Consider the following 16,440-nt stretch of genomic DNA (forward strand, 5'->3'; position numbering starts at 1 on the left):
CCTGCCCTGAAAGCGCAGACCATCCGCAACGATAACGGACCAGAGCAGACACATGGCCGCGAGCCCCGCGCCCTTTGCCCCTTTCGAGTGGATGATCGCATGGCGCTACCTGCGCGCCAAACGCGCCGAGGGCGGGGTCAGCGTCATGACGTGGATCAGCCTGATCGGCATCACGCTCGCCGTGTTCGCGCTGATCGCGACGCTTGCGGTGCGCTCGGGCTTCCGCGCGGAATTCGTGGACACGATCCTTGGCGCGAACGCCCATGTCACCGTCTACAACCAGCAGCGCGTGACCGAGACGGGGCAACTCACCCGCACCATCCCCGATTATGAACGGATCGCCGCCGACCTGCGCGCCGTGCCGGGCGTCACCCGCGTCGCACCGCTGGTCAAGGGGCAGGTCATGGCGACCAGCAGCGACGGCAATGCCGGGGTCGAGGTGTTCGGCATCTCCGCCGCCGACCTCGCCACCATCCCCCGCATCGCCGATCCCGAAGAGGCGCTGGGCAGCATCGACGATTTCGAACAGGGCATCGCCATCGGATCGGGCGTCGCCCGCCTGCTGGGCGTAACCGTGGGCGACCGCATCCGCCTGATCTCTCCCAACGGGGCGCGCACGGCGTTCGGCGTCTCGCCACGGGTCAAGGCCTATGACGTGGTCTACGTCTTCACCGCGGGCCGCTACGACATCGACCGCACCCGCGTCTACATGCCGTTCGCCGAGGCGCAGGCCTATTTCAACCGCGAAGGCGTGGCCGACGAGTTCGAGGTCATGGTCGAAGCCCCCGAAGAGGTCGACGCCCTGACGCTCGACCTGTTGCGCGCGGGCGGGCAATCCGCTCTCGTCTGGACATGGCGCGATGCCTCGGGCGGGTTCCTGCGCGCGCTGGAGATCGAGGACAACGTGATGTTCATCATCCTGTCGATCCTCGTCCTGATCGCCGCGATGAACATCGTCTCGGGCCTGATCATGCTGGTCAAGAACAAGGGCCGCGACATCGGCATCCTGCGCACCATGGGCCTGACCGAGGGGTCGGTCCTGCGCGTCTTCTTCATCTGCGGCGCCTTCACCGGCCTGATCGGCACGGCGGCGGGCGTGATCCTTGGTTGCCTCTTTGCCATCTACATCGACCCGATCTTTTCCTTCGTGAACTGGGCGATGGGCGGCGGGGTCTGGGACCCGTCGATCCGGGGCATCTATGCGCTGCCTGCCAAACTGGAACTGGCCGACGTGCTGAGTGCCGTTGCCCTGTCGCTGTCGCTCTCCTTCATCGTCACCATCTTCCCGGCCCGGCGCGCCGCACGCATGAACCCGGTGGAGGCGCTGCGGTATGAGTGATCCGGTCCTCAGCCTGTCGGGCGTCACCAAGGCCTACAACCACGGCCAGCCGTCCGAGATCGCGGTGCTGCGCGGCGTAGATCTGGATGTCGCGGCAGGTGAGGTCGTGGCGCTGGTCGCGCCCTCCGGCGCGGGCAAATCGACGCTTCTGCACATCGCGGGGCTTCTGGATACCGCCGATGCCGGGTCGGTGCGCATCGCGGGGCGGGAGACGACGGGCCTCGGCGACCGCGCCCGCACCCGCATCCGCCGCCGTGACGTGGGGTTCGTGTACCAGTTCCACCACCTGCTGCCCGAATTCAGCGCGCTGGAAAACATCGTCCTGCCGCAACTTGCGAACGGCATCTCGCAATCCGCGGCGCGGGCGCGCGCGATGGAGCTGTTGTCGAGCGTCGGAGTGGGTGAACGCGCCGATCACCGGCCTGCCGCCATGTCGGGCGGCGAACAGCAGCGCGTGGCCTTCTGCCGGGCGCTGGCCAATGCGCCCCGGCTGCTTCTGGCGGACGAGCCCACCGGCAACCTCGACCCCGACACGTCGGACCAGGTGTTCGGCAGGTTGCTCGCGCTGGTGCGCGATACCGGGCTGTCGGCGCTGATCGCGACCCACAACCTCGACCTCGCCGCGCGCATGGACCGGCGCGTGCGGCTTGATGCGGGTGTCCTCGTTCCGGCCTGATTTCGCCAAATTCAAGTCAATCTGTTCCCGTATCGCCGCAGGTAACCAATCGTTGCCGCGGGAAAGGGGCTCGACATGATTGCCTTCGGTCTGGAACTGATCATCGCCGCGCTGGGCCTGTCGGCCTTTGCCGCCGCGTTCACGTCGGATCAGAACAACGAGGATATCGACGAGGACATTGCACAGCAGCGTCTTGACGAGCTGGCCCCCGAAGGGTTCCACGCCACGCTGGGTGATGTGCTGCTCGAAATGATGGTGGAAGACGGTGATGACACCGCTGGCGCGGGCGACGACACGGCTGGCGCGGGCGAGGATACCATGGGCGCGGGTGACGACACGACGGGCGCTGGCGACGATACGACCGGCACGGGTGACGACACCACGGGCACCGGCGATGACACCACGGGCGGCATCGTCATCGACCAGGTCTTTACCGGGTCCGACGCCGTCAACGACGTCGCGGGCGGCGGCGACGGCAATGACAGCATGTCGGGCCTTGGCGGCAACGACGTTCTGGCGGGCGGCGCGGGCAATGACACGATCTTCGGCGACGACGGCGCCGACGCGCTGAGCGGCAATACCGGCGACGACGCACTGTCGGGTGGCGACGGGATCGACACGCTGTTCGGCGGCGAAGGCGCCGACCTGCTCGACGGCGGCACCGGCAGCGACGACCTGCGCGGTGACGAGGGCTCGGACACTCTGATGGGCGGATCGGGCGACGACATCCTGCGCGGCGGGCTCGCGCTGAGCGACGATGGCGCGGCGGACGTGCTGGAAGGCCAAGCGGGCAACGACACGCTGGGCGTGGGCGCGGGCGACACCGTGACCGGCGGCTCGGGCGAGGACGTGTTCGACATCCTCGCGGCAGGCGGCACCGTCAGCGATTTCAACGCGACCGACGACCTGCTTGTCGTGCGTTATGACGGGACGGCACCGACCGTGGCCAGCCAGACCGTAACCGCCGACGGCGTCGTCGTGGCGTTTTCCGACGGGACGGGCGTGACGCTGGCGGGCCTGACCGCCGAAGTGCCGCTCGACAGCATCACCTTCGTCGAGAACGCTTCCTCCGCGACTTGACCTTGGCCGCGGATAGGTGTCCCCCTGAGCGCCACTGCCAAGGGAGGGGATACCATGCCGCAGGTCGCCATTGCCGAGATCGCGGAAACGACGCACCGCGCGCTGACCGCGCATGGTGCCTCTGACCGCGCGGCAACGCTTGTCGCCCGTGCGGTGGCCGAGGCGGAAAGTTTTGGCAACCGCATCTGCGGCCTCTACTACCTTGAAAGCTATTGCCAGCAGCTCCGCTCGGGCCGGGTGGACGGACAGGCCGACCCGGTGGTGACGCGCCCCCGTCCGGGGGTCGTGGCCGTCGATGCCCGGTTCGGCTTCGCGCAGGTGGCGTTTGCCGCGGCACTGGACGAGGCGGTGCGCGTGGCGCAGGAACAGGGCGTCGCCAGCCTTGCCGTCAGCCACGCCCATACCTGCACCGCGCTGGGCCACTTCACCCGCCAGATCGCCGCGAGCGGGCTGATCGCGTTCGGCGCGACCAATGCCAGCCCGATCGTGGCCGCTCCCGGCGGGCGCAAGCGCGTTCTGGGCACCAACCCGATGGCTTTTTCCGTGCCGGACGGGCAGGGCGGCATGGCGCTGCACCTCGACCAGTCCACCAGCGCCGTGGCGCTGGGCAAGATCACCATGGCCAAGGCGGCAGGAGAAGCCATCCCCGAAGGCTGGGCCGTCGACGCCGAAGGCCAGCCGACCACCGACCCCGAAGCCGCGTTGCAGGGTGCGCTCGTGTCCGCCGGTGGCGCGCGGGGCTGGGGCATGGGCCTGATGGTCGAGGTCCTCGCCGCCGCCATGACCGGCAGCACGATCAGCGCCGATGTAAAGCCCCTGAAAGCGCCCGAGGGCGCGCCGCATGACCTTGGCCAGTATTACCTGCTGATCGACCCTTCGGTGCAACCGGGCTTTGGCGACCGCTTTGCCGCGCTGGCCGAGGTGATCGCCAGCGACCCCGGCGCACGCCTGCCGGGCGAGGGCAAGGTCGCGGCAAAGGTCGTGGACGTCCCGGACGCCTTGTGGGCACAGACGCAGGGTTTCGCAGGGTAGGGCGTTTTGCCGGACTTTGCGTCTTAGTCCCCGCGCGGAATCAAGCCGAAGGCGCCGCGCATCGACGGGCCGCCCCCCGGCACGTCGATTTGGCTGGTCCAGGCGCATTGCTGGGGCGGCGTGCGGACGTGGCAGACATCAAGCACTACAGCGCAACAGTTGGCTCGACGCGCCGCGGCCCGTCTGCACGGGATGGGCGAGAGAACGGGCTCGGAATCAAGGGCTTCAGCCCGCGGCGCTTCCACCGCCCGGCAGCCGATTTTTGTGCAAAAAGATTGGAGGGGACGGATCACCCTCCGACCCGTCTGCGCCGGTAGCGCGAGAGAACTGGCGCGGAATCAAGGGCTTCAGCCCGCCGCGCTTCGACGGGCCGCCCCCACGGCACGTCGATTTGTTTGGTCTTGGTGCATCGCTGACCCGGTGTGCGAACGTGGCAGGCATAAAGCATAATAGCGGAACAGCTGGATCGACGCGCCGCGGCCCGTCTGCACCGGTTGGGCGAGAGACCTTGCGCGGAATCAAGGGCTTCAGCCCGCCGCGCTTCGACGGGCCGCCCCCACGGCACGTCGAATTGTCTGGTCTTGGTGCATCGCTGGGGCGGTGTGCGAACGTGGCAGGCATAAAGCATAATAGCGGAACAGCTGGATCGACGCGCCGCGGCCCGTCTGCAACCATGGTACTCGGCGAGGTACGCTCACGCCTGCTGCGTCAGCCAGACCCCGAAGGCCATCGCTGCGACCCCTCCAGCACGTGTCAGCGACAACGGAGAGACCTGCGCGCCGAACAACCCGTAATGGTCGATCACCGCCGCGCTCACCAACTGCCCCAGCAGCACGAAGAACACCGCGTTCCCCACCCCGAAACTGGGCGCGATATAGGTGATCGACAACACGTAGAACGCCACCAGCGCACCAGCCAGCAGCAGGTACCGGGGCGCGCTTGCCACGTGCACCACCGCGCGCGGCCCGGTGACAAGCGCGGTTGCCACCGTCACCGCCAGCGCCACGGCGAACAGGATCACCGCCGCCACGGCGGGTGAACCCATGTGCCGCCCAAGGGCTGCATTCAGGGCGGCAAGCACGGGAATCCCGAGCCCCGCAAGAAGCATGATCGTGGCCTGAAGGGGCATGGTCTCTCCTATCCCGGATTGGCGAACGTGGCGGTCGCGGTGGCGACTGACTTGTTGGCGGGCAGGGCCACCAGTTCGGCCCGCGTGAAGATGAGCGAGCGGCCCGCGCGCACAACCTCGGCCCGCGCCTCGATCCGCGCGCCCGTACCGGGGCGCAGGAATTGCAGGTCGAGGTTGGTAGTGGCCACGGGCCGGAATGCGCCCAGCTTGCCCGCGCAGGCAAAGACCATCGCGGTGTCGGCCAGCGCCGACAGGGCCTGCCCCGACACGATCCCGCCGATCCGCGCCAGCGCGGGCGTGATCGGCATCTCCAGCGTCGCGGAGCCGTCCGCATCGATGGCCGTGACACGCGGATAAAGCGCCAGCACCCACTCGGCGAAATTCTCGCGCAACGCGGCGTTTGCAGTCTGCAAATCCATCAACCGTCTCCCTAAACCGACAGGGCCAGCACGCGGCTGATGCGCACCAGCGAGGCTCCGGACTGGTCTCGCCACGCGTTGAACGCGGCCTGCACCGCCGCCATCGCCTTTTTCGAGGTGGGCGCCTTGTCCACTACCCCCTCGGCCACCAGCCGGGCCACCACGTCGCGCGACAGGATGAACCCGTCCCGGCGCAGGAACCGCAGCGCGTATTGACCGCTGGCCGCGCCCAGATGACTGCCATGCGCCTTGAGATGCGCCAGAAGGCCCACGAAATCCTCCGACGGCCAGCCGCCGATGACCACGCCCGCACCGCCCTTTTCGCGCATGTCGGCGATCATCTGGGCGTTGGCCTGAACGGTGCGGATCTTGATCGGGTTGCGCACGATGCGGGTGTCGGTGGTCAGGTCCTCGAACCAGTCCTCGGCCATGAAGGCGCAGGCATCGACGTCGAACCCGCGAAAGGCCTCTTCGAACCCGTCCCACTTCGCCTCGATCACCTTCCAGTTGAAGCCCGCCTGGAAAACCGACTTGGTGAATTGCGCGAGCCACCGGTCCTCGGGCACCTTCGCCAGTTCGGCGGGCGAGGCCGGGCCGTTGCCGATCCTGTCTTCCAGCGCCGCGCCGTGACGGTCGCGGGCGATATCCTCGATCTCGGAAAAGCTGCGCATGGTATTCCTCCCTTGACATGGTTGCGCGCGCGGGCGGCCATCGGCAAGGGTTTTCAACGCCTTCGCGGGCGCGCTAGTATCGCTCCTGTCAGATTTCAGAACACCGGATTTCCTCATGTTCAGATGGCTTTTGCTGATCGTCTTCCTTGCCCTGCCGATCGCGGGCGCGGCCCAGTCCGAAGATCAGCCGACCGGCACCATCGGGGTCGAGGACAGCGCCGACCGCGATGCCGCCATCGCGGTGCGCATCCGCGATATCCTTGCCGAACTGGACGGGTTCGGCGACGTCACGGTAACCGTGACCTCGGGCATCGTGACCCTTCGCGGCACGACGCTGGACGCCAGCAAGGCGGCGTCCCTGAACGACCTTGTCGCGCGGGTCGAGGGCGTCGTCGCCATCGAGAACGAGGTAGCTGAGACCACCGACGTGGTCGAACGCCTGAACCCGGCGGTCGAGCGGTTCATGCACCGCCTGTCGCAATTCGTGGCCTTCATTCCCCTTCTCAGCATCGCCGTCGTCGCCTTCTGCGTCGTGCTGCTGCTGGGCTTCTTCGTGGCCTCGCGCAAGCAACCGTGGGACCGGCTGGCGCCCAACACCTTCATCGCCGACATCTACCGCACGCTGATCCGGCTGGGGTTCGGCGTGGCGGGGCTGGTCGTGGCGCTGGACATCCTGAACGCCACCGCGCTTCTGTCGACGATCCTTGGCGCGGCGGGGATCATCGGCCTCGCCATCGGTTTCGCGGTCAAGGACACGGTGGAGAATTTCATCGCCTCGATCATGTTGTCGATCCGCCAGCCCTTCCGCCCCAACGACACGATCGAGATCGACGGCGACATCGGCAACGTCATCCGCCTGACCAGCCGCGCGACGATCCTTCTGTCCTTCGACGGCAACCACATTCGCATCCCCAACTCGACCGTCTTCAAAAGCCGCATCGTGAACTACACCCGCAATACCGAGCGGCGGTTCGTCTTCGACCTTGGCATCGGGCCCGAGGCGGACCTTGCGCATGCCAAGGATATCGCCCTGCAAACGCTGACCAGCCTGCCGTTCACGCTGGAAACGCCCGCCGCCAATACCTGGCTGGAAACGGTGGGAGATTCGACCGTCACGCTGCGCTGCGTGGCGTGGATCGACCAGCACAACACAAGCTGGGTCGGCGCGCGGAGCGAAGCGATCCGCCTCGTCATGGCCGCCCTCACCGCCGAGGGCGTGGAGATGCCCGAACCGACCTACCGCATCAAGGGACTGGCGGGGCTCGAAGACGGGCCGGAAGAGGCGCGCGAGAACGCCGCGAAACCCGCGCCACCGCCCGTGCGCGACGTCGATGTCGCCGATGTCGACGCCACGATGGAGAACCAGCTGGAGGCGATCGTGGCCGACGAGCGCGAGACGGGAGAGGTCAATGACCTCTTGAAACGGGACGCGCCGCCCGAGTGATCGCGGCGCCGCGCGGCCTGCGGCAAAAAATCGGCGTCAAAGGGCTTGATCCCCCCGATCCGGCACAGTAGATCGCCCGGTACGGTTGGGATGTAGCTCAATTGGTAGAGCACCGGTTTTTGGTACCGTAGGCTACAGGTTCGAGTCCTGTCATCCCAGCCATCTTACCTCCATCGTGACGATCGAAGCGCGGGCCGCACGTATGCTCGCCGGCCGGGCGAGCGCACCATCCGCCGTCCTCGCAAGCGACCGCCTGACGGAGCAGGGCAAACCCTCCCCGACAAGGGCGGTCCGCCCTTTCGGATCACTCACTCAAGCTCGTCTTCCGTGGCATACGGCGTGCCGCCCAGCCGGTTCACGAGCTTCTTCCGGGGATCCGGCAAGCGGCCCGAGCCAATCTTGAGCACACCTTCGTCGCACGCGAGGGGCCATTTCAGGTCCTGTCCCCAATTGTCGACTTGCTGCTCCAATTCGCTTTCCCGGCCAAGATCGCGGAACCAGTCCTGCGAACCGATATGCGGATAGTCCTGCGGCTCGGCCTCCATGAACGCGTTCGCGGCTTCGCGCGTCGCAAGCGCGGTGGACATGCTGGTGCCCCTCGACCCGATGACCGACCCGTCGCGAGACCCGGCACCCAGCAGCCCGAAGAGGGACGGGGCGTTTTCGCCGGGATAGCTGACCGTCAGGAATTTCCGTCCGTTGTTCTTGGGGTACTTCGCCGTGATTTCGCGCGCGGACTTCGAGTCATAGTCAAGTTGCGGGTTGCCGTCGGTGGTCGCCGAATACGAGGTGGGATAGCCGCTCGAGTCATCGAAACTGCCGATCGCGATCATCTCGGGATCAGACAGCGACGAGATGGCGTTATGCGTGCCGCGCCGCTGCACCGGTCCGTATTGGTACCAGTTGTCGTTGTCTTCAGGACACTTGTCCTCGTCAAACGAATAGGTGTCCGCGACGGCGCCGGTTTCCTCCCGGTGGTCGTGGTGGTGTTCCGTCATGTGGGAGCGATAATTCTCGTGGTCGAAGTATGACCGCTTGCCCGTCTTGCTGGTCACGACCGCGGACTGGTCCGACTGGATGTAGAGGGTGAAATCGACCGTTTCAGGCCCGTCGTATTTCACCTCGACCGTCCACTCGCCCGCCGGGGCCAGCGGCGCATCGGGCAGGTCGAGCGTTGTGGGCGCGACGCAGACAAGGATCGCCAGCCTGAACCGTGCGTTCGGGTTCTTGGTCCCCGCTTCTTGCACATGGATCGTGGGGCCGGTGTTCGGGTCAATGGCGACGTGACGCACATAGACGCGCGCATAGTCGGCAAGGTCCGAATAGGCATTTGCACTCAGGTCGGTGATCCGCAGCTTTTCCCGTCCGGGAGGCGTTACAAACACTTCGACCCGTTCCAGCATGGCATAGAAATCCGCGCACGGTTTTGCCTCGCTCCAGATTTCCACGAAATTCGCCGTCGAATCCGCCGGCTGGATGCGCCACGGCACGGTAATGCGTTCCCTGGCTTTCAGGTTGTTGTTCAGGCCAAAGGGCGTTCCCTCGGCTGCCAGCACGGTCGACGCCGCACCGCGCAGCAGGTTGTCGTTGCCGACAGGCATCATGATGCGAACCGGCGACATGGTCTGCCCGGCCTTGGCCTGCTTTTTCCGGTCCTCGAACAGGTTCTTCAGCGCGAGTTCGATCGTGTGATACCCGTCCTTCGGGCCCGCCATCATGCCGTAGGAAAAGTTGATAACGATCGGGTAGCCGCGTACGGCATGGCTGTCCGGGTCCGGTGTGTTCTTCAGCCACAGGGCATCGGCCAGGTACAGGATGCGGTCGACACCGTAGACCGCGAAATAGGGCAGGAAGTTGCCGCCAGAGCCGTGCGAAAACTGCGCGGGAAGATTGACCGCGATGATGCGCTGGCGTTCCCGTTCTTCCCGCGTGGTGTTCTCGTGATCCATACCGGCGGCAAGGCTCAATGTATGGGTGCCGTGCGCCGTCGCCATTTCTAGGTCGCGGTTGCCCATGATCAGGTCGGGAGAGCTGATCCTCAGCGCGCGGTTGAACGCTTCCTCGTCCACAACGCCCTGTGCATCGCCAAACGCTTCCAGCGCCGCGTTGATCTCTCCGGAAAAGACCTCGCGCCCGCACGGCAACCACGGCTCGCTTTGTTGGTATTCCGTGGTGTCATCAGCGAGGTTCGCGACGCTTTCCCACCGCATGGCGGCGCCTTGCTGCCACGACGAGATGATGCGCGTTTTGCCCGGACTGATATTCGTGCCCATGTGGCTCAGCGCGATCCCGGTGTCGAGGATACCGACAATCACGGTGTCCGCAGGAATGTCCCCCGGCAACCGGTGTTCGATCTTGGAAAAGTCCCAGTCATCGTGCGGGATTTTTTCGTTTGCCACGGCGTCCGGCAAGGGCACGGCCTCGCCTGACTGGAAGAGCGAATTGCTCACCTGCGGGCCTTGAGAGGCCGAAGGCATTTCGCCCAGAAACTTGAGCGTACTCCTTGGGCGGCCCATGGATATGTTGAATTCGTTCAGTCCCTTGATGTCATCGGGAAGGAAAGGCTTCTCCTTGTCTTCCCACCAATGCGCGTAGGGGCCAATCTTGTCCCCCAGCGTGCCTGCCTTGTGCCATGCGTCACTCATCTGTCTCTCCAGCGATCGCCGCTGGGTCACCCGGCCATTCCTGCGCGGCACGGTTCCAGATCAGCGCCAGTTCGGGGAGAATTGCGGTGTCCTTGATGGGTTTGTCGGCGTCAGAGACGCCCTCGAGCAGGTCGAAATCCCGCAACAGGAAGTCGGCCTGCATGCCCCCGTCATTATCTGCGAGCTGCAGGGACCGCGGTTGCAGCGTGTCGCCCGAGGCAAGCGCCCAGACGGCATCGGCAATGACGCATCCGACATAGGCACCGGCGAGCGAGTCCACCGGGAAATGCACGCCGGCGACGGTCCGGTTCGTTGCGATCCGGTGCGCCAGCCGGAACGGCAGGGCAGAGACAGCCGGGTCAAGTCCGACGGATTTCCGGGAGCCCGAAATGCCGTGTGCGGCGCCGTTCCCGGTCTGCAGCCGGTACAGAACCGCCGCCACCGCGAAGGTCTCCAGCGAATGGCCGGACGGAAAGCTGGAGTGATTTGGCGTCTGGATGGTCGGCTGAACCTGCTCGGCATAATCGATCGGCCGCGCGGCGCGGCAGTAATACTTGAAAGGCGTTTCAAGCTGGATCGACAGGTTGCGCACCACGTTCAGAAGCATCAGCGTGTACTTCCGGCGGCCGTCATCCAGATAGGACTGCGCGCCGAAGAACGACATCATGTCTTTCAGCTGCACGTGGATTTCCGCCAGCCGGTCGTCGCGCAGATCGGCATAGGCGCGCAGCCACGACATCTGCTTGGCGAAGTGCTCCTGCGTCGGACGCGTGAGGCTGGTCAACGGATGGCCGTCGAAGGTCATCGTCACGCCAAGGCTTTCCTTGATCTTGGTGCCGTCAGCTGCATCCTTTTCTTCAAGGATCTGCGTGAAGCCGAACCGCGAACACATAAGGGTTTCAAGGACATATCCGCCATAGGGCTTCCGGAGGGCATCGAGGTAACCCGCGTCTCCCGGCAGTTTCAGCACGTCGAGGTTGTCGGCGAGGTTCTGGTTGACCGACCCGTCCCAGTACCCCGTCACTCCGTCGCGGGCGGTGAGCAATGCCGAACTGACCAGCGGCGAGGCCTCGCTATCGGCATGACCGACCGCGAATGCGCCGCCGACCGAGCCTCCGACCGAGCCGCCGACGCTTCCGCCTACCGATCCACCGACCGATCCGCCAACGCTGCCACCGACGCTGCCGCCAACCGATCCGCCAACCGAACCACCAACGCTTCCGTATCTGGGCATACCCCTTCTCCCGTTCTGTTTTTTCCCAAAATTAATATTCCTTTAAAGTGTTGAGCACTCAACGGGGCCCAAGGGAAGCGGGTGTCGTTTTCGCGGTTCTTTGACGCTTTCGGTCAAATAAGTTGAAAGATACGACAAAGATTGTACCCTATTGGGGTCGCTTGCATGGGGTTGGAGTAATGCAAGGTGAAGGGGTGCCCATGGTCCGGGTGTATTTGACCGGACCGTTTCGGGTGGAATTCGAGAACGGAATTGACGTCACGCCTAACTCATCCAAGGCGCAGGCTCTCCTTGCCATGCTTGCAACGTCCCAGAACGGATCGCGCAGCAGAAACTGGCTTCAGACGCGGCTGTGGAGTGACCGCTCGCCGCAACAGGCGTCGGGCAGTCTTCGCCAGTGCCTGGTACAGGTCCGAAAATCGCTGTTGGATTTCCCGCAACTCCTTGACGTCTCTCGCAAAAGTATCGCACTGAACCTCGATTTCGTCGAACTCGTCTCGAACGACGAAGACGATTTTCTCGAAGGGATGCACATTCGCGACGAGGCGTTCGAAGAATGGCTTCATTTGTCGCGGAGCAGCCGAAAGGGTTTGTTGCCCGCGACTGCCCGACTGGAAACGCAATTCGCACCGCCCGCACAATCCCCGAAAGCCATCGCGATTACCAACAAGGTGTCGGGCGAAGGCGGGTTCGGCCAGCTTGAATGGCTTGGCAGCCTGATGACGGACAACGTCGCGCGGCATTTGCGCGAGGCGTTTTCGGTCGAGGTCATAACCGGCGACCAGCCCGTTATTCACGAAAACCTGTGGCACGTGGAAATAGAGACATGCCGTTTCTCCGCCTCGTCGGTGGGCGTCCGGATGGCGCTGTCCCGCCCCTCGCGCGGGCTTCACATCTGGGCAGACCGGACGACCGTCGAAATGCAGGGCGCGCCACCGTCCGATCACCCGGACATCGCCTTGCTGTCCAACCGGCTGGTGGATGCGCTTGGCGATGAATTGCTGTTGGGCAGGGACCCGGAAACCGATTGCCCGGATTCGATCTGCCGGCGCGCCATCCGCAGCATGTTCGCGATCCAGTCCGATGCGGTTTTGTCGGCCGACAAGATGTTCGAACGCGCGTTCCAGATCAAAGCCCGCGGCCTCTACCTTGCATGGCGCGCGCAGGCCAAGACGATCATGAAGATCGAACGTCACGGATACGACGAACAGGCCCTGAAGGACGAGGCAGAGTCGCTCTGCGCCAGGGCGCTGGAGATCGAGCCGAACAATTCGATGGTTCTGGCAACGGTGGCCAATACCTTCTGCCTCACCCTGCGCTCGTATGATCGCAGCATGTTCCTTGCCAAGCGCAGCGTGCAACTGAACCCGCAGAACCCCATGGCGTGGTTCGCGCTCAGCTCTGCCAACATGCATGCCGGCAACAGCAAGGAGGCCTTGAAATACACGCTGAAGGCCAACCAGCTTGCATCGACCTCGCCGCATCGCTTCTGGTGGGACAGCCAGGTTTTCGCGGCGGCGTTGAGCACGGGCAAGTTTTCCGAAGCAGAATACTTCGCCGAGTCCTGTCGGTTGCAGAACCCGGATTTCCGGCCGCCTCTGCGATATCTCATCGCGTTGCATGCCCGCGCGGGGCGGCAGGAAGACGCGCTCAGGATGGTCGAGCAATTGAAGGCCATCGAACCCGGCTTCACGGTCGATCGGCTGGTGAAGGACCGCGAATACCCGGCGGCGCTTCTGCATCAGAACGACCAGTTCGATCTGAGCAAGATCGCGGAACTGGCCTGAAACCCAGCCGTCCGGCTCACCTTCATATCAACACGTGACGCGGCCCGGCTTTCGGGCTGGGCAATCGGCGTGTGACCGGGCAATCTGCACGGGCGGGGAAGGCGAGGCAGGCATGCGGACGGCACTGGATGATCTGGCGCGATGGGCGCGGGAGGCGCCCGACCGCCCGGCGGTGGCCGAGGGCGCGCGGGTCTTTGCCGATTACGCCACCCTTGCGCGTCGCGTCGCGGGTCTTGCGGCCGCCATGGACGCGCGCGGGATCGGGGCGGGAGACCGCGTCGCCCTCCTGTCGCGCAACGCGCCCCGGTATTTCGAGGCGCTTCTGGCGATCTGGTCCTGCGGGGCGGCGGCGGTGCCGGTCAATGCCCGGCTGGCGGAGGCCGAGACCTCGTGGATCCTGACCCATGCCGATGTGTCGCTTGTCTGCGCGGGGCCGGACCTTGCCGCGCAGGCCGGGGCATCGGGCCGGGAGGTCATCACGCTGGGCGGCGAGGCGTGGGAGGAGGCCGCCTCCTCGGGCACCGATTTCGCGGCGCGCGCGGTGGCGGCGGATGACCTCGCGTGGCTGTTCTACACCTCGGGCACGACGGGGCGACCCAAGGGGGCGATGATCACGCATCGCAACCTCGATGCGATGTGCCGGGGCTATCTTGCCTCGGTCGATCCCGAACCACCATGGGCCGCGATCCTGCATCCGTCGCCCCTGAGCCACGGCTCGGGGCTTTATGCGCTGGTGCATCTGCGGCAGGGCGCGGTGCAGGTCGTGCCGGGCTCGGGCGGGTTCGATCCGGCAGAGATGGCGGGGCTGTTGCGCGACTGGCCGGGGGCGGTGTTCTTTGCCGCGCCGACGATCCTGCGGCGGCTGGTGGCTGCGGGTGTGGACCTGTCGCCGCTGAAGGCGGCGATCTATGGCGGGGCACCGATGCCGGTGGCGGATGTACGTGCGTTTCTGGGCGCTTACGGGCCAAAGCTCGCGCAGCTATACGGGCAGGGAGAGGCCCCGATGACGCTGACCGCGCTGACCCGCCAGCAGATGGCCGAGGGCGACGCGGCGCTGCTGGAATCGGCGGGTTTCGCGCAGGCGGGTGTCGAGATCGCGGTGCTGGGTCCGGACGGGACGCCGGTGCCGCAGGGAGAGCGCGGCGAGGTGGCGGCGCGGGGCGACATCGTCTGCGCCGGTTACTGGCGCGACGAGGCGGCGACCGGGGCGACGTTCGGCGGCGGCTGGTTGCGGACGGGCGACGTGGGGTGGCTGCGCGAGGACGGGCTGCTGACGTTGGTGGACCGGTCGAAGGACCTCATCATCTCGGGCGGGTACAACATCTACCCGCGCGAGATCGAGGAGGTGCTGGCACGGCACGAAGGCGTGATGGAGGCGGCGGTCATATCAAGGCCGCATGATGACTATGGCGAGGAGGTCGTGGCCTATGTCGTGGGCAGCGCCGATGCGGCGGTGCTGGAGGCGCATTGCCTTGCGCATCTTGCCCGCTACAAGCGCCCGCGCGCCTGGCGCTTCGTCGAGGCGCTGCCGCGCAACGCCTATGGCAAGGTGCTGAAGACCGAATTGCGCGACCGGGAGCACAAATAGCGCGGGACGGGGCAGGGTAACCCGTGGGTTACGTGTAAAGAACGGGTTAACGCCGGGACGATGCCGCGGGCCTTGCCCAAGGGGCGCAAACTCCGGTATGAGCGCGCGCAACGACGAGCACGGGGAAGAGCGGACATGCGCAGGGTAGTTGTGACGGGGCTGGGGCTGGTGACGCCGCTGGCTTGCGGGGTCGAGGCATCGTGGAGCCGGATCCTCGAAGGACGCTCGGGCGCGGGCACGATCACGCGGTTCGACGCGGACCACCTTGCCACGAACTATGCCTGCGAAGTGCCGCTGGGCGATGGCAGCGACGGGACGTTCAACTGCGACGACTGGATGGAGCCGAAAGAGGCCCGCAAGGTCGACACCTTCATCCGCTACGGCATGGCCGCGGCGCAGATGGCGGTCGAGGATGCGGGCTGGACGCCCGAGGACCGGTCGGACCTTGAAGAGACCGGTGTCCTGATCGGGTCGGGGATCGGCGGGCTGAACTCGATCGCCGAAACCGCGATCCTGCTGAAGGAACGGGGCCCGCGGCGGGTGTCGCCGTTCTTCGTGCCGGGCGCGCTGATCAACCTGATCTCGGGTCAGGTGTCGATCCGGTACGGGTTCAGGGGGCCGAACCACGCGGTGGTGACGGCCTGTTCGACCGGGGCCCACGCCATTGGCGACGCGGCGCGGCTGATCCGCGACGGTGATGCCGAGGTGATGGTGGCCGGTGGGGCCGAGGCCTCGATCTCGGAAATCGGGATTGCCGGGTTCAACGCCTGCAAGGCGCTGTCGACCAAGCGCCGCGACGACCCGTCGACGGCGAGCCGTCCCTATGACGCCGACCGCGACGGGTTCGTGATGGGCGAGGGTGCGGGCATCGTGGTGCTGGAGGAATACGAGCACGCGGTCGCGCGCGGTGCCAAGATCTATGCCGAGGTCGTGGGCTATGGCCTGTCGGGCGACGCCTATCACATCACCGCCCCGTCCGAGGATGGCGACGGCGCGCTGCGTTGCATGAAGATGGCGCTGAAAAAGGCGGGGCTGGAACCGGCGGACGTGGATTACATCAACGCGCATGGCACTTCGACCATGGCGGACGTGATCGAACTGGGCGCGGTGGAAAAGCTGATGGGCGACGCGGCGGGCAAGGTGACGATGTCGTCCACCAAGTCGATGACCGGCCACCTTCTGGGGGCTGCGGGCGCGATCGAGGCGATCTTTTCGATCCTCGCGATCCGCGACCAGGTGGCGCCGCCGACCATCAACCTCGACACACCCGCGATTGAAACGCCGGTTGACCTTGCCGCCAACGTCAAGCGCGAGCGCGAGATCAACGTGGCGCTGTCGAACTCGTTCGGGTTCGGCGGGACGAATGCGAGCGTGATCTTCAGGAAGGTCTGAGGCC

At 65.8% G+C, this 16,440-nt stretch carries 14 protein-coding genes and 1 tRNA gene; 9 read left to right on the forward strand and 6 right to left on the reverse strand.

Annotated elements, in window-relative coordinates; translation table 11 throughout:
• Positions 1 to 52 precede the first annotated feature (52 nt).
• The 4 genes from ATO11_RS14770 (at position 53) to ATO11_RS14785 (ending at position 4,127) form a co-directional block, all read left to right on the forward strand.
• Positions 53 to 1,339 carry a lipoprotein-releasing ABC transporter permease subunit gene (locus tag ATO11_RS14770; protein WP_050531686.1) on the forward strand — a complete coding sequence of 429 codons (1,287 nt, stop codon included), beginning with the start codon at positions 53 to 55 and terminating at the stop codon, positions 1,337 to 1,339.
• On the forward strand, positions 1,332 to 2,015 hold the full coding sequence (locus tag ATO11_RS14775; RefSeq protein ID WP_050531687.1) for an ABC transporter ATP-binding protein: 684 nt from the start codon (positions 1,332 to 1,334) through the stop codon (positions 2,013 to 2,015). Before ATO11_RS14770 ends, ATO11_RS14775 begins: the two co-directional genes overlap by 8 nt.
• Positions 2,016 to 2,090: 75 nt before the next feature.
• Positions 2,091 to 3,095 (forward strand): calcium-binding protein, encoded by a 1,005-nt coding sequence (locus ATO11_RS14780; protein ID WP_050531688.1) that lies wholly within the window; start codon positions 2,091 to 2,093, stop codon positions 3,093 to 3,095.
• Positions 3,096 to 3,149: 54 nt separating this feature from the next.
• Complete coding sequence (locus ATO11_RS14785) at positions 3,150 to 4,127, forward strand: Ldh family oxidoreductase (protein WP_050531689.1); 978 nt, start codon at positions 3,150 to 3,152, stop codon at positions 4,125 to 4,127.
• Between the two features lie 694 nt (positions 4,128 to 4,821).
• On the opposite strand, the gene ATO11_RS14790 is transcribed toward ATO11_RS14785, so the two are convergent.
• Genes ATO11_RS14790 through ATO11_RS14800 form a run of 3 tightly spaced genes read right to left on the reverse strand, consistent with a single transcriptional unit; the run spans position 4,822 to position 6,346 of the window.
• Positions 4,822 to 5,256 carry a DMT family transporter gene (locus ATO11_RS14790; protein WP_050531690.1) on the reverse strand — a complete coding sequence of 145 codons (435 nt, stop codon included), beginning with the start codon at positions 5,254 to 5,256 and terminating at the stop codon, positions 4,822 to 4,824.
• A gap of 8 nt (positions 5,257 to 5,264) precedes the next feature.
• Positions 5,265 to 5,675, reverse strand: coding sequence for a PaaI family thioesterase (locus ATO11_RS14795; protein ID WP_050531691.1), 411 nt, complete (start codon positions 5,673 to 5,675; stop codon positions 5,265 to 5,267).
• Positions 5,676 to 5,686: 11 nt separating this feature from the next.
• Positions 5,687 to 6,346, reverse strand: a complete 660-nt coding sequence (locus ATO11_RS14800) for a DNA-3-methyladenine glycosylase I (protein ID WP_050531692.1) — start codon at positions 6,344 to 6,346, stop codon at positions 5,687 to 5,689.
• Between the two features lie 115 nt (positions 6,347 to 6,461).
• Between ATO11_RS14800 and ATO11_RS14805 the strand changes: the two genes are divergently transcribed.
• Both ATO11_RS14805 and ATO11_RS14810 read left to right on the forward strand, forming a co-directional pair.
• Positions 6,462 to 7,790: a mechanosensitive ion channel family protein gene (locus tag ATO11_RS14805; protein ID WP_050531693.1), complete on the forward strand. Its 1,329-nt coding sequence runs from the start codon at positions 6,462 to 6,464 to the stop codon at positions 7,788 to 7,790.
• An 86-nt stretch (positions 7,791 to 7,876) separates the two neighbouring features.
• Positions 7,877 to 7,952, forward strand: a tRNA-Gln gene (locus ATO11_RS14810).
• A gap of 146 nt (positions 7,953 to 8,098) precedes the next feature.
• Here the strand turns inward: ATO11_RS14810 and ATO11_RS14815 are convergent.
• The 3 genes from ATO11_RS14815 to ATO11_RS21835 form a co-directional block, all read right to left on the reverse strand.
• Positions 8,099 to 10,435, reverse strand: coding sequence for a S8/S53 family peptidase (locus ATO11_RS14815; protein ID WP_050531694.1), 2,337 nt, complete (start codon positions 10,433 to 10,435; stop codon positions 8,099 to 8,101).
• Entirely contained in the window at positions 10,428 to 11,669 is a 1,242-nt protein-coding gene (locus tag ATO11_RS14820; protein ID WP_050531695.1) for a phosphatase PAP2 family protein, read from the reverse strand. Before ATO11_RS14820 ends, ATO11_RS14815 begins: the two co-directional genes overlap by 8 nt.
• A gap of 269 nt (positions 11,670 to 11,938) precedes the next feature.
• Entirely contained in the window at positions 11,939 to 12,235 is a 297-nt protein-coding gene (locus ATO11_RS21835; protein WP_134643132.1) for a hypothetical protein, read from the reverse strand.
• 27 nt (positions 12,236 to 12,262) lie between these two features.
• Here ATO11_RS21835 and ATO11_RS14825 point away from each other — a divergent pair, with 27 nt between their 5' ends.
• The 3 genes from ATO11_RS14825 (at position 12,263) to fabF (ending at position 16,436) form a co-directional block, all read left to right on the forward strand.
• Complete coding sequence (locus tag ATO11_RS14825) at positions 12,263 to 13,456, forward strand: tetratricopeptide repeat protein (RefSeq protein WP_134643133.1); 1,194 nt, start codon at positions 12,263 to 12,265, stop codon at positions 13,454 to 13,456.
• 112 nt (positions 13,457 to 13,568) lie between these two features.
• Positions 13,569 to 15,044: a class I adenylate-forming enzyme family protein gene (locus ATO11_RS14830; protein ID WP_050531697.1), complete on the forward strand. Its 1,476-nt coding sequence runs from the start codon at positions 13,569 to 13,571 to the stop codon at positions 15,042 to 15,044.
• A gap of 135 nt (positions 15,045 to 15,179) precedes the next feature.
• A complete protein-coding gene (gene fabF, locus ATO11_RS14835) occupies positions 15,180 to 16,436 on the forward strand; it encodes a beta-ketoacyl-ACP synthase II (RefSeq protein ID WP_050531698.1) in 1,257 nt (418 codons plus the stop codon).
• Positions 16,437 to 16,440: the final 4 nt, after the last annotated feature.

The sequence above is a fragment of the Pseudaestuariivita atlantica genome (assembly GCF_001205715.1).
GTDB classification, from domain to species: Bacteria; Pseudomonadota; Alphaproteobacteria; order Rhodobacterales; family Rhodobacteraceae; genus Pseudaestuariivita; species Pseudaestuariivita atlantica.

What these genes read in the sequence shown, in the direction of transcription:
- ATO11_RS14830 (WP_050531697.1), top strand. Translation starts at nt 13,569, where the DNA reads ATGCGGACGGCACTGGATGATCTGGCGCGATGGGCGCGGGAGGCGCCC.
- ATO11_RS21835 (WP_134643132.1), bottom strand. Translation starts at nt 12,235, where the DNA reads ATGAAGCCATTCTTCGAACGCCTCGTCGCGAATGTGCATCCCTTCGAG.
- ATO11_RS14800 (WP_050531692.1), bottom strand. Translation starts at nt 6,346, where the DNA reads ATGCGCAGCTTTTCCGAGATCGAGGATATCGCCCGCGACCGTCACGGC.
- ATO11_RS14780 (WP_050531688.1), top strand. Translation starts at nt 2,091, where the DNA reads ATGATTGCCTTCGGTCTGGAACTGATCATCGCCGCGCTGGGCCTGTCG.
- ATO11_RS14795 (WP_050531691.1), bottom strand. Translation starts at nt 5,675, where the DNA reads ATGGATTTGCAGACTGCAAACGCCGCGTTGCGCGAGAATTTCGCCGAG.
- ATO11_RS14805 (WP_050531693.1), top strand. Translation starts at nt 6,462, where the DNA reads ATGTTCAGATGGCTTTTGCTGATCGTCTTCCTTGCCCTGCCGATCGCG.
- ATO11_RS14820 (WP_050531695.1), bottom strand. Translation starts at nt 11,669, where the DNA reads ATGCCCAGATACGGAAGCGTTGGTGGTTCGGTTGGCGGATCGGTTGGC.
- fabF (WP_050531698.1), top strand. Translation starts at nt 15,180, where the DNA reads ATGCGCAGGGTAGTTGTGACGGGGCTGGGGCTGGTGACGCCGCTGGCT.
- ATO11_RS14775 (WP_050531687.1), top strand. Translation starts at nt 1,332, where the DNA reads ATGAGTGATCCGGTCCTCAGCCTGTCGGGCGTCACCAAGGCCTACAAC.
- ATO11_RS14815 (WP_050531694.1), bottom strand. Translation starts at nt 10,435, where the DNA reads ATGAGTGACGCATGGCACAAGGCAGGCACGCTGGGGGACAAGATTGGC.
- ATO11_RS14785 (WP_050531689.1), top strand. Translation starts at nt 3,150, where the DNA reads ATGCCGCAGGTCGCCATTGCCGAGATCGCGGAAACGACGCACCGCGCG.
- ATO11_RS14770 (WP_050531686.1), top strand. Translation starts at nt 53, where the DNA reads ATGGCCGCGAGCCCCGCGCCCTTTGCCCCTTTCGAGTGGATGATCGCA.
- ATO11_RS14790 (WP_050531690.1), bottom strand. Translation starts at nt 5,256, where the DNA reads ATGCCCCTTCAGGCCACGATCATGCTTCTTGCGGGGCTCGGGATTCCC.